The sequence below is a fragment of the Petrotoga sp. DB-2 genome (genome assembly GCF_054051725.1).
This window is the reverse complement of record NZ_JBSVZD010000002.1, coordinates 137,634-153,503: the sequence shown is the minus strand read 5'-3', so window position 1 is coordinate 153,503 and position 15,870 is coordinate 137,634. Positions and strand designations below refer to the sequence as shown.

Sequence of the window (15,870 nt, the reverse complement as noted above, 5' to 3'; positions counted from 1 at the left end):
ATACTATCACTTTCCTAAACGTCCCTATCTTCACCGTGGTTTCCCCTGCTTCTGCCAATGACAAGAATTATGCTTTCGTCCTTTTGGAAAAGGTTGTTAAGTACTTGGATCTTAGTGGGTTTAACTTCTTAGCTTGTTTCTTTAGAAGATTTAAAACCTTTTCAATACTCCCAAATGAACGGTTATTCAATAACTGTGCTTCTTACATCTCTATTTTTCCTAGAAAATTCTTCAATTCTAATTACTTTTCAATTTTTTGAAGAATTACTTCGATTTTCAAAGAGAATTTTGGATAATTATCCAATATTTTAGTTCTTTTTCTTCTTGCCTTACCTTACTTTACCTTTAGTTAATCGTTGCTTTGACCTATTTCTGAAGTGGGTAATTAGAATGAACAACAACAAACAATAGATTGATTTTATTATAACATTTTTTTTTTTAATTGTTCAACAAGAGAATTTCTGAATTATACTTGGTTATTAGCCATTATTTCTATTTAAAAGCGATTACAGTAAGTTAAGAGCTTTTTCACTGAGAAATTAAAATAATTAAATGTTGATTGAAAAAATGTGATGTGGTAAAATAATTCTATAAATTGCTTATATGAGGAGAGATTATTATTTCAAAAAAATCCCATTTGTTAATAGTACTTACTATATTCTTTGTATCTTTCTTATTTTCTGAATCCATTTTTTTAGAAGTCAACAATTTCGATATTGGAGAAAGGGCATTTCATATCGACTTGGGTAAAAGTTATGCGATAATTGCAGATTATCAAGGTACTATCCATTTTATAGATATCTTTACTTTAGAAAAAACTGAGTTTACACAAGCTATCTTACCGATGGGGGGGGCATACGATGGCGAATTTTTTTATGTTATTGATAATTACAATAAGGAAGTATTAAAAATTAAAAACAACAAAGTGATACAAAAATTAGTTTTAGATTCTAAGCCCGTTAATATAAGATTGATAAATGAAGAATTGTACATATTAGGTACAAATCCTTATAAATTATACATAGTTGATAACAATCTGTTATTAAAAAAATCAATGGTCCTTCCTGTACATAGCCCGTTGATAAGAAATATAGGTGATCAAGTTTTTATACCTTTGTTTGATAACTTTCAAAACAACGTGTTTTTAACAGATCTTCTTTTTTTGATCCCTAATAATGATACTTATATAGTGAATTATAATCATATTGAACATCCTATAGATATTGTGGGATCAAACGGAATCATTTATATGCTTTCATATTACGATGGAAGTTTGTATAGAAATGATTTCAGAAAACAGCCTAAAATTGCACAATTTGGGGAGTATAGCACAAATATTGAACTCTACAAAGATAATATTGTGGGTAATTCTCTCATGGGTGGTGTTTATTACTACAATCTTTCCTCTGGGAAAACCGATGTTATTTTAGAAGAAGTACCAATTAGTGATATTTCTGTTTCTCCCAATGGACAATATTTGTTTGCTATCTCTCATATAGAAAATAAGCTTTTTGTAATAGAGGGTAAAAATGTCTATCAAACAATTGATACCTACAATTATCCTATCGATGTTGAGTCTCCTACGGATAATATAGTTTTGGTACTTTGTACCGATTCCTCCAAGTTGCAGGTCATAAGATACTTTGAATGAGTGTTTTTATGTCAAATATTGTTTTTTGTAATTTATCTTTGTAGATGTCAGAAGCTTCTTTGAAATCGTAATTTGAAGAAACGGTATCGTAATAGATAAAAGGTATCTCAGATGTATTTTTATAAAAAAAGTTATAATCTTCTTTTATATTTTTTAATACTCTACGATTCTTAATATTGTTGAAAGTTATTGTCTGTCCAGCAAAAAAGATTCCAGTCAGAGCACTGTGTAAACGATCAGATATGATTATTTTAGATTCAGAAATTTCTTTGATTATCTTATTTGGGTCTTTAAAAGGGAACTCAGCTAGTACATTCGTTTTTCTTCTAATGTTTTCAACTAATTCATAATTTTTTAATGCATCTTGGTTTGCATTTATTACTAATGTGGAAAGTGAATAATTTTCAAAGGTAGATAAAAATTCTGTTAAATGTTGTAAATCGTGTTCTTCTTTTAAACAAACTGATATTTTGTCTGTTTTTTCATAAGTATAATTTAAAAAGGCATATGGTCCCACATCTACACCTAGAGAGATATTTTTATTGCATCTTGATGCAAAGGCATATGATGTTTTATCTCTCAAATTACCGTAAAGTTTCGGATAAGAAAGGATCTTTTTTAATTTTTGGAGGCTACGTTTTTCCTTAAAAGATCCAAAACCTTGTGATAAGAGTAAAATTGTTTTATTAAACTTTGCCCCGAGGTGGGCTATATAATAATAGTACATAAAACTTCTGTAAGATGTTTCGGATTGAAAAAGGTTTCCTCCTCCAAAGATTATAACATCGCAGTCTTTTATAGTTCTACGTAGTTCGTAGAAATTGAATCTTGAAACAGTGATTATTTGAAATCTATATTTTTCATTGAATTCCAACTCGTTTTCAAGAGGTAAGAATAAAATCCCATCAAATTTTATTTCATTTAATATTTGTAAGAAACTTTTAAGTAATAAGTCATCTCCAAAGTTGCCGTATCCATAAAACCCAATTAAAAAAATTTTTTTCATCTTGACTCCTCCAAATTAATTATTTATACTTTCTATCAAGACTCTAAAATATGCTTTATTTCTGTTTCTTTTTTTAATTAAAAACTCAATATTGAAAATTATTTTATTTCTGAAGTGTGCAAATTATTTAGGAAAACATTACTTTAGAAAAGAAAAATAAAATAGATAAAATAAAGGTAGGTGAAAAATATTGTTTGATAATATTAATTTCGAGATAATTCCAAATACTATGGATGCATTGTCCTTAAGGCAAAACGTAATTTCTCAGAATATAGCAAATTATGAAACCACCGGATACAAAAGAAAGTACGTTGATTTTGAAAACGAGTTACAAAAAGCGTTGAGTGAAGATTCAGCTTTGACTCTCAAAGTGAATAGAGACCAACACATAAATAATACCTTATCTTTAGGAAAAATTCAACCAAATATTCAAATAGATGATTCCAAATCGCTCAGAGATGATGGGAACAACGTTGACCCCGATGTGGAATTGGTGAGAATGACTCAAAATACTTTAAAATACAACACTTTATCCAGATTGATGACTTATGCGATACAAAGGTATGAAACAGCTATTAGAGGTGGTAAATGATGGATGGGTTATTTAAGGTTTTGGATATTGCTGCAAGCGGTATGACAGCAGAAAGGTTTAGGTTAGACGTTATTTCTCAAAATTTAGCTAATTCAGATACAACCAGGACAGAGGAAGGTGGACCATACAGAAGAAAAACAGTAATCTTTCAAGAGGTACTTAATGAAAGCGCAAATGGAAGCAAAAATTTTGGGGGAGTGAAAGTCTCTTCTATAGTAGAGGATCCATCACCTTTTAGATTAGTATATGATCCCAACCATCCCGATGCAGACGCTGAAGGATATGTTAGTTATCCTAATGTTAATGTATTACGAGAAATGGTTGATATGATGTCTGCTCAAAGAGCATATGAAATGAACGCAGCAGTTGTAAATTCAGCAAAAAGCATGTACAATTCTGCCCTCGGAATAGGTAGATAAATAAGGAGGTGAATATTGATGACCGACGGCATAAATGGTATAAACGGGATTGACCCCAATAAATTGGTTCCAGAAAAAACTAAACAAGAAGATAAAAATTTAGACTTTTCTAAATTATTAAAAGATGCGATTGAGGAAGTAAATTCAATCCAAAAGAATGCAGATAAAGTTGCAGCAGATTATGCGGCTGGTAATATAACAGATATACATCAAGTTATGATCGCTGCAGAAAAGGCTTCTCTATCGTTACAATTAACAACCGAAGTTACAAATAGAATCGTTGAAGCATATAAAGAAATAATGAGAATGCAAATATAATTTTGTTTTTTCTTGCAAGCATAAACAATTTAAACTTTAAATGATTGGGTATTTTTACCCAATTTTTTTGTTTTATTATATTTTATTAAAATTTAAAAAAAGTTGATAAAAGTTTGTTATAATAAAGGCATATAAGAAATAATGATTTTTAGATAATCTTCATCATGAGAAGATTATCAGCTTAGAATTTTGATTTTAAAAGAGTTACAGAGCCAATTGTGGATACTCACCAACAGAGAGGCACAATCTACCACTTTAAAAAAGGAGATAGATAAATGTCAAAATATAATAAAAAACGTATCGCACGGTTATTTGACAATATGGCTGATACGAAGGGCAAAGCAGTTGAACAAATTGCAGGTTCAAGTGAGAGTATCCCACAAATAGCCGGTAGGCTAGCTTTTGAGCAATTGAAACTCACTGGCGAAGATGTGTTACTCGATGTTGGAACGGGCACCGGTGATAAAGCTATTGCAGCTGCTCATATCTGTCGGCAAGTAATTGGTATTGATATTAGTAGGAAGAGTTTGGAGCAAGCCAGAATAAAGGCTGAAAAGGAGAAATTAAATAATGTAATCTTTGCTTATGGCGCATTTGAAGAACCTTGTGCGGAGTTCAATCTTGCTTTATACGGTATTACAAAGATTCTTGCTGTCTATTCATTGCATCATCTACCCGATCAACTCAAGAAAGAGAGTTTGATTACTCTATCTAATTTTTTGTTTAGGCCTGGTCGTATGGTAATCGGTGACATTATGTTTTTTGATGAGCCTAATAAGCATCTTGAAAAATTCAATGAGGTATACTATGACGGTGGAGATACAGATTTTCCTTCGCGAGTAGAATACCTAACCGAATGTTTGAAACAGATAGGAGGTAAAACTCGTATTGAGCAGATTCATCCTTTGGTTGGAGTGATAATATCGGACTTTGTATAACAGCTTGTTTGTGACACTTCGCTGATTGATTTTTTCCCCAAGTTAGTCTTGTAAAGTTAGTCAAACAATCATGAGAATGAAAGGAAGTTAACTGTAAGAATTATTGGCTGCTTGTTTAAGAAGTGTTGTAACCTCAGGCATAATCGAAGGTGATGAAGTAATTGGTTAAGAAGTTGACTGCTAAGTCAGAGAACAAGCTTTAAAAACAATGGCCATGTATACAAGGAGGTGATTTTGATGGAAGAAATAATCAAAAGTGCTGAAAAGTACATTGAGGAAAATCCTGAAGTGGATTTAGAAAAGTTAGAAGAATTCTTAAAGGGAATCTATGATGAAAAAGACGTTGATGAGTACTTTGCTCAGATTGGTGAAATTCTATCGGTAATGGAAGATTATTATGAAGATCCTTTGGATCTCTTCATCAATAATGAAAAAGACAATCAATAAGGGGGAGGGCAAAGTTGACAAAAGAGGAAAGAAGTTGGATTTTGTACGATTGGGCGAATTCTGCGTATTCAGTTGCTATAACCACCGCACTATTACCGATATTCTTTAAGGATTATGCCGCCGCTCAGATGCCGGATTATTTGTCAACCGCTTATTGGGGTTATTCATCTACTATTGCTACTTTGATAGTGGCGATCTTAGCTCCAATTTTAGGAACAATAGCTGATTATAAGAACTATAAAAAAAGGTTTTTGCTCTTTTTCCTTTTAATGGGTGTTGTATTTACAGCTTCACTGTCTTTAATTCAAGAAGGACAATGGTTTTTTGCCTTAGTGTTATATGTTTTATCCAGCATAGGATTCTCTGGAGCGAATGTTTTCTACGATTCCTTTTTAACAGATGTAACTTCAAAAGAACGTATGAATTGGGTATCTTCTAGTGGCTTTGGATGGGGTTATATAGGTAGTACTATCCCATTTTTAATTGGACTTATTTTTATCTTGAATCCTTCATTAATCGGTCTTAACTCCACTATTTCCGCAACAAAACTGGCTTTTGTTATTACAGCAGCGTGGTGGTTAATTTTTTCTATACCGATTATGAAAAATGTGAAGCAAACATACTATGTAGAAAAAACGAAAACTCCAATAAAAGATTCTTTTAAACGGATCACGCAATTTTTAAAGAATCTGAAGGGCAATAAAAATGTTTTTCTCTTTTTAATGGCATATTTTTTCTATATAGATGGTGTGGATACGATAATAAGGATGTCTTCTTCCTATGGACTTGATGTCGGACTTAACGCCAACGATTTGCTGGTAGTTTTTTTAGTGATACAAATAGTAGCTTTTCCTTTTGCTTTGTTATATGGAAGATTATCCAAGAGGTTTTCTACAAAAAGTTTGATATATTTTGCGATTTTTGTCTATACTTTTATCACTGTTTTTGCTTTTTTCTTAGAAACCATTGTTCAATTTTGGATATTAGCTATGTTAGTAGCATCTTCTCAAGGTGGAATTCAAGCCCTTAGCAGGTCACTTTATGGTCGAATGATACCAAAGGATCGATCTGCAGAGTATTTTGGGTTCTACAATATATTCGGAAAATTTTCAGCTATTTTGGGCCCTTTTTTAGTAGGGATCTTTACACAAATTGGAAAGAGTTCAAGATGGGGAGTTGCAAGTTTGCTCTTTTTGTTTATCATTGGGGCAATACTTTTCTATTTTGTAAAAGAGCCTGAAAAGGCGTAAAATTTTTAGCAAGAAAGGAGTGGTAAAGATGGATAGTACCGGTAGTTTCTTTGAATTTTCTGATCTACCACCATAATGATTGAAAGGAGGAACAAAATTGAAGGTTGAAGTAAAAGTCGATATAAAAAAATTAATAAACGAAAAAGAGTTTAAACTTCTAAAAGAGTTGTTAAAAGAACAAGAACCCGCAAGAATAGTAGAGATGATTGAAGAATTACCACAGGATGAAAAAATTGTTGTTTTCAGATTTTTGCCTAAAGATACAGCAGCAGAAGTATTTTCTCATTTAGAAAAAGACGATCAAATGGAATTACTTTCTCTCTTTAAAGAAGATAAGTTGAAAGAAATAATAGAAAATATGGAACCTGATGATAGAGCTGATCTTTTAGAAGAACTTCCTGCTAACGTAGTTAAACGTTTACTTGCCCATCTTTCTAATGAAGAGAGACAAAATACGCTTACTCTTTTGAATTATCCTGAATATTCTGCAGGAAGGATAATGAACCCGAATTTTTTGGATCTTAAAGAAAATATGACTGTGAAAGAGGCGCTTCAACATATTAAGGTTGAAGGAAATAAAAAAGAGACTATCTACACTTTGTTTGTGATAGATAACACTAGAAAATTGAAAGGGACAGTAGAATTAAAAGATTTGATTTTTTCGGAAGAAGATGAATTCATAAAAAATATTATGAATGAAAACCCAATCTATTCAACAGTTTACGAAGATGAAGAAGAAGTTGCAAGGATCATGCAAGATTATGATCTTTTAGCTATTCCGGTTACAGATAGTGAAAAAAGGTTGGTCGGAATAATAACAATTGACGATATTGTGGATGTTTTAGAAGAATCAGCTACGGAAGATATCCAAAAAATGGCGGCGGTAGGAGTAACAGAAACTTCTTATTTCCATACTTCCATCTGGGCGCTTATAAAAAGCAGGGTAATCTGGCTTGGTGCCTTATTACTTTTTGAGAGTATTGCCGTCTTTGTAATTGAAGGATTTTCAGATGTTTTACAGAAAATTACTGTATTAGCGGCATTTATGCCAACTATTAACGCTATAGGAGGAAATACTGGGAGTCAAATGTCTGCTATAGTAATTAGATCAATGGCAGTTGGAGATATTGAAGAGGATGATTTTAAAAAAGTTTTAAGTAAAGAGTTGTTTTCTGGTATAATTTTAGGTATAATTTTGGGAATAATCATGTTTTTAAGATCAATTGTTAATACTCGAGAACCTTTAATTATGTTGAGTTTATCTTTGTCTATAATTATAGTAGTAATGATTTCAAATCTTTTAGGAGCCATCCTACCTTTTTTTGCAAAAAAAATACATTTAGATCCAGCCTTGATCTCTGGCCCTTTTATTTCAACTTTGATGGATATACTAAGTATGTTTTTCTATTTTTCTATTTCGGCATTACTTCTTAAAGATTTGTTGTGAAAAACAGACAATAAGCAAATGAATAAATTGAAATTTGATGGAAGGAACTGATATAATGAACGAAATGGATATTCAAGAGATCACCAAAAAAATTAAAGAATTACCTACGCCTGATTTTATTGTACAAAGAATTATAAACATAGCCAACGATCCCTATGCTGATATAAATGACTTGCATAATATGATCGTTCAATCTCCTGCTTTAACTGCAAAGATTTTAAGACTATCTAATTCGGCTTATTATGCACTACCTAAGAGAGTAACGAAACTAACACAAGCGATAAATCTACTCGGGTTCAAAACGGTAAGGAATTTAGCTTTAAGTATTTTTACCGTCGAGAATTATTTTTCTCAAGAAATACCTTTTTTCAATACACAGCATTTTTGGGTTCACTTGATCTCAACTGGAGTGGCCTCAGAACTTTTAGCAAAATATCTTAATTCCCCTGATAAAGAAGAAGCCTTTATGTGTGGCGTTTTACATGATCTTAGTAAGGTAGTGATGGCACATATTATGCCTGAAGTTTTTGAGATGGTCATTAAAGTTGCTCAACACGAAAAAATTTCTTTTTTTCAGGCGGAAAATATGTTATCAACTTATTCGCATCAACAGATTGGGAGGAAGCTTTTTAAAAATTGGAATATGTCAGACTTAGTCATAGAAACCGCTACATACCATGATAATCCTTTAGAGTCTAGTAATGAAGAAGCAAGAAAATTATTGTATATTGTAAATGTTGCGAATATAACTACTAATTCATATTTTTATGGCTATTCAGGATGCTTCGATATTCCTGAGGTTGATTTAAAGGTTTGGAACTTTTTGGGATTAAATTATAATAAATATTCCAGTTATTTTGAAGAATTCAAAGATATAATTAAAAGGTCTCCTGAGTTTACGAATATGAAAGAAGTGTTCGATGATATGGAGGTGACATCTGATGGCTCAGTATAGAAGAGAAATGCTTGAGTCTGAAATGAAAAAATTAATTACCCAAGGTTTTTCTCAATTAAAGGATCCTAGATTAAAAGACAAATTTATTGATATAAATATGGTACGTCTATCAAAAGATAAATCTTATTTAGATGTATATGTATCATCCCTCGATGAAGATGTTGATGCTATTATCGAAATTCTAAACAACGCAAAGGGTATGTTTAGAACTCTTATCGCAAAAAATATTAAAATGTTCAAAGCCCCCGAAGTAAGGTTCCATAAAGACGAAGGTATTGAAGCAAGTATAAGAATAAATAAACTAATAGAGAAAATAGAGAAAAACGAGGAAAGTAAATGAAAAGTGGTTTTTTAGTAATCAACAAGCCAAAGGGTATTACTTCCCATGACGTTGTCTCAATAATCAGAAAAAAGCTTGGAATTAGAAAGGTTGGTCATGCTGGTACTCTTGATCCCTTTGCTACTGGGGTACTAGTTGTAGGAATAAATAAAGCTACAAGACTATTAGAATTTTTTCAGACCGAAAAAAAGACATACTATGTAAAAGCTGAATTGGGGATCGTTACAGATACTTTTGATATAGAAGGAAAAGTACAAGAAAAGAACGAAGTTACTCAGCAACACATCTCTAATTTGAAAGACATATGTTTTTCATTTGTGGGGGAATATTTGCAAGTTCCTCCTGCATATTCAGCCAAAAAATATAAAGGTAAAAAGCTTTATGAATATGCGCGTGAAGGTAAAATAATTAATCTTCCTCCAAAAAAAGTAAAAATATATCAGATTTCAAATTTTTCACAAGAAGGACAAGAATTTAGTTTTAATGTAGAAGTAAGTTCTGGAACTTATATAAGATCATTAATCATGGATATAGGATATGCTTTAGGATGTGGAGCTGTTACCAAAGAACTTTGTAGAATAAAGAGTGGTAAGTTTGAATTAAAAGATAGTATTCTTTTAGAAGAAGTTTCGTTGGAAAAAATGTTAAAAATGGATGAGGCTTTAGATCTCCCTTACGTTAAGATTAATAACGGTCAACAAGTCATTAAAGGTCACCAAATTTATAAAGATAATATTTTAGAATTTTCTAATTTCAACAAAAATGATTACGTTAAAATATACGATGAAAAATGGTATTTTTTAGGAATAGGTAAAGCTGAAAAAAAATCAACATTTTTAAAAACTCTCTTTAAAGAAGAAGAAAGAAACGATAGAATAGTAAAAATAAATAAAATTCTGTACGAGGTGACATAAAATTGTACGCACTCACAATTGGGATCTTTGATGGTGTACACAAAGGCCATCAATATATATTGAAAAATACTCTCCAACTTGCAAATAACTTAAGGTTTGACCCCTTGGTTTTGATGTTTAGATATCCTCCTGAAAAGTATATTGGAGGTTTTGAAGGCCTTATCCTACCTAGTTGGAGAAGAAAACAAATCTGCGAAGATTTGGGATTTACAGTTGAAGTAAAAGATTTAGAAGAAGTATGGGGATTACCCCATGAACAATATCTTGAGGAATTGATGAAAAAGGGTGTAAAAGCAATAGTTTGTGGTGAAGATTTCACCTTTGGGAAAGATGCTTTAGGCGATGTGGAATATTTACAAGCTGTTAGTCAAAGCAAAGGTTTGGTGGTCAAAGTACTGAAAGATTTAAAAAGTCAAGGAAACAGGGTTAGTTCTTCCGCAATAAAAAGAGAGCTAAAATCAGGTAATATTAAGACGGCAAATGAAATGCTTGGAAGGCCTTGGACTCTGGAAGGTACAGTCCATGAAGATAGGCATCTGGGGTTTAAACTTGGTTTTCCAACTGCAAATATTAACGTTTGGGAAAAAGAGAAAATCATATTACCAAAGTTTGGTGTTTACATTGTAAAAGGATATGTAAAGGGACGATCAGGTTTTTTGTGGGGGTTAATGAATGTCGGTTTAAGGCCAACTTTTAATGAATATAAAAAAATCCCGAAAGTTGAAGTTTATTTTTTGGATTTTTTTGGTGATCTATATGGTGATTATATTGTTTTAGATGTAATTGATTTTTTGCGGGACGAGGTAAAATTTAAAAATGAAAGAGAATTAATTGCTGCTATGGAGAAAGATGAAGATCAAGCTAGAAAGATTATACCGAAACATTATATATAGAAGGGAGATGAACTGTTTTGCCTACTTGGGATTTAACGTTTTTTTATTCTTCACCCAAGGACTCACAAATTAATGAAGATTTCGAAGAAAGCTTGAGAAAAATCAAAAAGTTACAGCAGCAATATTATGACAAACTATCTGACCCTTCTTTGACGCCAAGTGAGTTGAAAAATTTCTTCCAAGAGTTTGAGAAAATTTTAAAAATGCATAATTTTACTTACCAGTATTGTCACTTACTTTATGATTCCAACACCCAAGATGAAATTGCTCAAAAACTCTATGCCACGGCTAAAGATTACGATTCAAAAATAGAAATGGAATCATCCTTTTGGAAGCCGAGGTTATTGAAGCAAAGTGAAGAGAAATTAAATGAATTGATGCATGACCAGGAATTGAAAGATTACACTCATGTGATTCAACGGCTTATTAAATCAAAAAATCATATCTTGAGTGAAGACGCCGAAAAGGTATTAGCTGCTATGTACAACTCATCACGTGGAGGCTTTGAAGAGCTATATGGTCGGTTAACAAGTTCATATACTTTCAAGTTAGAGATCGATGGGGAAATCAAAGAATTAACCGATCCACAAGTAAGGGCTTTAAGAAGAAAACCTGATTTAAAATTAAGACGTCAAGCAATGAAAGAATTCTTTAAAAAGTATGACGAAGATAGCCTCATCTTCGAAAAAACATACAATTCTATCGTAAAAAATTACGACACAGAGGCTAATTTGAGAAACTTCCAAAGCCCGATTTCTATGAGAAACTTGAACAACGAAGTTGAAGATGAAATTGTGGAAACCGTTATAAAGGTCACCACAGACAGAACGCCTATGGTTCAGCAATATTACAGATGGAAAGGTAAAAAGTTGGGTATAGAACAAACGCTTGCTGATATCTATGCGCCTTTAACAAACGTGCAAAAAGAATATTCTTTTGAAGAGGCACAGAAGATTGTTTTAGATTCATATTACGAGTTCGATGAAGAAATTGGAGAAATTGCTGAGTCTTTCTTTAAAGAAAAAAGAATCGATGCTGAAATAAGAAAAGGTAAAAGGGGAGGAGCTTACACATCTTATGCGCTTCCTAATAGAAAACCTTTTATTTTGTTGAATTTTACAGCTACTCTTGCCGATGTAGGTACTTTGGCGCATGAGTTGGGACATGGGATACATGGAACTTTAGCCTCTGAACAAAACATTTGGAATTATCACCCTCCTTTAACGATGGCGGAAGTTGCTTCTGTCTTTGGTGAGATGTTGGTTATTGACAAGATACTACCCACTCTTTCAGAAGAAGAAAGAACGGGGTACCTGGCATCAAATGTTGAAGGAATGTTTTCAACGATGTTTAGACAAAATATGATCGCCAGATTCGAAATATCATCTCACAATTTGATAGAACAAAATGGAAGTGCAAGTTGGAAAGAACTTGCAGAACTGTATAAAAAAGAATTAGAAATAATGTTTGGTGATTCAGTAATAATACCAAAAGAATATTACTATGAGTGGGCAAGTATACCTCATATCTTTAGAACACCTTTTTACGTGTATGCATACAATTTTGCTAATTTATTAGTCTTAGCTTTATACCAACAATACAAGGTTGAAGGAAAATCTTTTGTACCGAAATACAAAGAGTTGCTTAGAAGTGGAGCAAAAGATTCACCCAAAGAATTACTAAAAAAAATTGGGATTGACATTTCAAATAAAGATTTTTGGGAAAAAGGTTTCGAATTCATAGAAAGGGAATTTATTAGCAAATTAGATTGAATTAAGTTAACCACATTCAACATGTTTTTAAATAATGGATTTAATCCAAGGGAGAATTTATCTTGGTTCCTAAAATTATAATAACTACGCATAAAAATGCTGATTTTGACGGTTTTGCTGCATGTGTTGCGGCATCATTAATATATGAAGATGCTATTATTGTACTTGAAGGAGAACCTCAGCAAAATCTTAAGGAATTTTTGAATATATACGATATTCCATACGAAAAGGAAAATAATTTTATAAAAGATTATCAAGAAGAAATAAAAAACCACAAGTTCGAAAAAGTTGTGATTGTAGATACTGCGGATATCAATAGAATTCCTGAATTTATAAAATCTCTTATTGAGCAAGGAATAGAAGTTGACATATATGATCATCATCCAGAGTTAAAGGAGCAAAATATCAAAGGTAATAATTATTCAAAAGAAGTAGGAAGTGCCACAACATTAGTTGTTCAAAAATTATTAGAAAGAAAAATAGTTCTTCCTGATACTTATGAAACTCTTTTTTTAATAGCAATTCATGAAGATACTGGTAATTTTGTATATTCTACAACAACGTCATTGGATCATCAAATCTCTGCAGAATTATTAAAAGGCGGTGCCAGGATAGAAGAGGTAGAAGAGTTTGTTTCGTTAGAAATGACAAAAGAGCAAAAAGAACTTTTTGACAAACTCTATAACAATGTTCAAGAGCTTACCTTGGAGGAAGTAACAATACATATCGCTTATTCTCAAATCAACAAATTTATAGGTGGGTTAAACGTTATAACCCACAAATTGTTTGAAACTCTTACTCCGGATGTTTTGTTTGTTGTTGTAAAAATGGGCAAAAGCATTTATATAGTTGCAAGATCAAGGATTGAAGAAATAGATTTAAATAAAATACTATCTTTATTTGGCGGCGGAGGTCATAAAAAAGCTGGTTCAGCTAAAACAAAAGGTCTTAGAATACAAGAGGTTATTGACAAGATTAAAAAAGAGTTAAATTCTTCTTTTGTCCCAGTTTTAAGAGCAAAGCATATTATGTCATCTCCCGTAAGAACCATATTATCATTTGAAACGGTTGAAAGGGCTCATGAATTGATGTTTCAAACAGGACATTCTGGCCTCCCAGTAATTTCTGATAATAAATTAGTGGGTATTGTAACTAAAAAAGACATAGAAAAAGCAATGAAACATGGTTTAAAAAATGCACCTGTTAAAGCTATAATGAGTACTAACTTAAAAGTTGCTGATGTAGAAACCTCGTTGAATCAAGTGAGAAGGATCATGGCAGAAGCAGACATTGGAAGGATTCCCGTTTTAAAAGATGGTATACTTGTTGGTATAATAACTAGAACAGACCTTTTGAGGGCAACTAACGGAGTTTTTAATTTTTCACTTAGCCCAATTTTAGAAGAAAAGTATAAATCGCAAAATCTAAAAAAAGAAATGGAAAAAATTCTACCCACATCTATTCTTAATCTTCTAAAACTTATTGGGCTATATGGGAATGAGTTGGGGTTAAACGTATATGTAGTAGGAGGATTTGTCAGGGATCTTTTGCTAGCAATTAACTCTAAATCAAACGGTACAAAGTCAATACCCTACGATATAGATGTAGTAGTGGAAGGGGATGGTTTGTTATTTGGTAAATATGTTGCTAAACAATTGAGAGCAAAATATATTGAACATCCTAAATTTCACACCTGCTCAATTTTTTATAGAAATGGGGAAAATAAGATAATAAGGATTGATATTGCAACCGCCAGAACAGAATATTACGAAGAAGCAGGAGAATTACCAAAGGTGGAATTATCAACTATTAAAAAAGATTTATACAGAAGAGATTTTTCTATAAACGCCATGGCCATAAAACTTAATTCGGGTTCCTTTGGAATACTGATGGATTTTTTTAATTGTAAAAAAGATCTTGAAGAAGGCAAGATAAGAATACTTTATCCACTCTCTTTTATCGAAGATCCTACTCGAATATTGAGAGCTATAAGGTTCGAACAAAGATTTGGTTTTGAAATTGAGCCTAACACCTTAACAAAATTAGAAGAAGCTGTAGAAAAGGGATATTTGGAAAAAGTGACTGGAATGAGGATAAGAGAAGAATTAGAAAAAATATTAGAAGAACCTGAACCAATGAAAGCAGTAAAAAGAATGGGTAAACTGAAAATAATTTTTCACTTATTCGAAAAAACTTACTATTCTCCCACACTAGAAAAAGATTTAGAAAAACTTTTTGATGTTAAGGGATACTTTAAGGCTAACTTACCAAGTTATCTGAATAAAGTCAGACTATTCCACCTAGTTTTAGACGTTCTACTGCAATACACTCCAGAAGAATCTCTCAAAAAAATTAGTGAAAGATATGGATTACCGAAAGATTTTATTAAGAATTTAATGCAAGTGAAAAAAGTATATAGTGAAATTTCAAAAGATTTAAATGACAAAGAAAAAATATTAAAATTATCATATTTCTATGAAAAAACCAACGGTTTTCAAAATGAACAACTAATTTTTTTAGCTGTAAAACTTCCAGAAGAATTATTGGAAAAATACTATGAATATTTACGAAAGATTGAGAAACTAAAACTCTCCATCACGGGGAAAGATTTACTAAAGAAAGGATACGAAGGTGTTCAAATTAAAGCAAAGTTAGAAGAAATAAAGAAAAAACTCTTGAATGGTGAAATACAACCTGGCGAAGAAAAAAATTTGATATAAATTTGACAACTCAATTTTTTTATGTTATAATCCCTAAAATTTAGCAAAAGGAGTTTTTTGAATTTATGACTAATTGTGAAAAAAATTTCATTTCTTATAATCAAATAAATTTAAATAACAATAGGAGGCGCCCATGTAGCCGGTGGATCATAAGCACCGGTAATGGGTGCTTATGAGGTTGGGAGATGGTTATTCTCCTAATTGAGTT

General features: G+C 31.8%; 16 protein-coding genes. 15 read left to right on the top strand and 1 reads right to left on the bottom strand.

All coding sequences use genetic code 11. The features are described from left to right. Both ACW9JY_RS01770 and ACW9JY_RS01765 read left to right on the top strand, forming a co-directional pair. The coding region (locus ACW9JY_RS01770; protein WP_457283146.1) for a hypothetical protein at positions 1-260 on the top strand (260 nt) is incomplete at its 5' end. Between the two features lie 377 nt (positions 261-637). Then, entirely contained in the window at positions 638-1,651 is a 1,014-nt protein-coding gene (locus ACW9JY_RS01765; protein ID WP_103077854.1) for a YncE family protein, read from the top strand. On the opposite strand, the gene ACW9JY_RS01760 is transcribed toward ACW9JY_RS01765, so the two are convergent. Beyond that, a complete protein-coding gene (locus tag ACW9JY_RS01760) occupies positions 1,632-2,657 on the bottom strand; it encodes a polysaccharide pyruvyl transferase family protein (RefSeq protein ID WP_457283145.1) in 1,026 nt (341 codons plus the stop codon). The two genes, ACW9JY_RS01765 and ACW9JY_RS01760, sit on opposite strands and share 20 nt — an antisense overlap. A gap of 190 nt (positions 2,658-2,847) precedes the next feature. Between ACW9JY_RS01760 and flgB the strand changes: the two genes are divergently transcribed. From flgB to ACW9JY_RS01695, 13 genes are all read left to right on the top strand, one after another. Further along, positions 2,848-3,249, top strand: coding sequence for a flagellar basal body rod protein FlgB (flgB, locus tag ACW9JY_RS01755; protein ID WP_457283144.1), 402 nt, complete (start codon positions 2,848-2,850; stop codon positions 3,247-3,249). Beyond that, entirely contained in the window at positions 3,246-3,668 is a 423-nt protein-coding gene (gene flgC, locus ACW9JY_RS01750) for a flagellar basal body rod protein FlgC (RefSeq protein WP_457283143.1), read from the top strand. Before flgB ends, flgC begins: the two co-directional genes overlap by 4 nt. Before the next feature lie 18 nt (positions 3,669-3,686). Then, a complete protein-coding gene (gene fliE / locus ACW9JY_RS01745) occupies positions 3,687-3,986 on the top strand; it encodes a flagellar hook-basal body complex protein FliE (protein WP_103077953.1) in 300 nt (99 codons plus the stop codon). A gap of 320 nt (positions 3,987-4,306) precedes the next feature. After that, positions 4,307-4,924, top strand: a complete 618-nt coding sequence (locus ACW9JY_RS01740) for a class I SAM-dependent methyltransferase (RefSeq protein WP_457283142.1) — start codon at positions 4,307-4,309, stop codon at positions 4,922-4,924. Between the two features lie 237 nt (positions 4,925-5,161). After that, positions 5,162-5,371, top strand: coding sequence for a hypothetical protein (locus ACW9JY_RS01735; RefSeq protein WP_103077860.1), 210 nt, complete (start codon positions 5,162-5,164; stop codon positions 5,369-5,371). Then, positions 5,368-6,621: an MFS transporter gene (locus ACW9JY_RS01730; RefSeq protein WP_425440349.1), complete on the top strand. Its 1,254-nt coding sequence runs from the start codon at positions 5,368-5,370 to the stop codon at positions 6,619-6,621. The genes ACW9JY_RS01735 and ACW9JY_RS01730 overlap by 4 nt, the downstream gene beginning before the upstream one ends. A 97-nt stretch (positions 6,622-6,718) precedes the next feature. Continuing rightward, positions 6,719-8,068 (top strand): magnesium transporter, encoded by a 1,350-nt coding sequence (mgtE, locus tag ACW9JY_RS01725; protein WP_457283141.1) that lies wholly within the window; start codon positions 6,719-6,721, stop codon positions 8,066-8,068. A gap of 37 nt (positions 8,069-8,105) precedes the next feature. Next, complete coding sequence (locus tag ACW9JY_RS01720; RefSeq protein ID WP_146050389.1) at positions 8,106-9,023, top strand: HDOD domain-containing protein; 918 nt, start codon at positions 8,106-8,108, stop codon at positions 9,021-9,023. Then, positions 9,010-9,363 carry a 30S ribosome-binding factor RbfA gene (gene rbfA, locus ACW9JY_RS01715; RefSeq protein ID WP_103077864.1) on the top strand — a complete coding sequence of 118 codons (354 nt, stop codon included), beginning with the start codon at positions 9,010-9,012 and terminating at the stop codon, positions 9,361-9,363. Before ACW9JY_RS01720 ends, rbfA begins: the two co-directional genes overlap by 14 nt. Continuing rightward, the gene (gene truB / locus ACW9JY_RS01710; RefSeq protein WP_103077865.1) at positions 9,360-10,277 is read left to right on the top strand and encodes a tRNA pseudouridine(55) synthase TruB; all 918 of its coding nucleotides are present in this window, start codon (positions 9,360-9,362) and stop codon (positions 10,275-10,277) included. The genes rbfA and truB overlap by 4 nt, the downstream gene beginning before the upstream one ends. Positions 10,278-10,279: 2 nt before the next feature. Further along, positions 10,280-11,170, top strand: a complete 891-nt coding sequence (ribF, locus tag ACW9JY_RS01705; protein WP_457283140.1) for a riboflavin biosynthesis protein RibF — start codon at positions 10,280-10,282, stop codon at positions 11,168-11,170. 17 nt (positions 11,171-11,187) lie between these two features. Then, positions 11,188-12,942 carry a M3 family oligoendopeptidase gene (locus ACW9JY_RS01700; protein ID WP_457283139.1) on the top strand — a complete coding sequence of 585 codons (1,755 nt, stop codon included), beginning with the start codon at positions 11,188-11,190 and terminating at the stop codon, positions 12,940-12,942. Between the two features lie 62 nt (positions 12,943-13,004). Continuing rightward, the gene (locus tag ACW9JY_RS01695; RefSeq protein WP_457283138.1) at positions 13,005-15,662 is read left to right on the top strand and encodes a CBS domain-containing protein; all 2,658 of its coding nucleotides are present in this window, start codon (positions 13,005-13,007) and stop codon (positions 15,660-15,662) included. Positions 15,663-15,870: the final 208 nt, after the last annotated feature.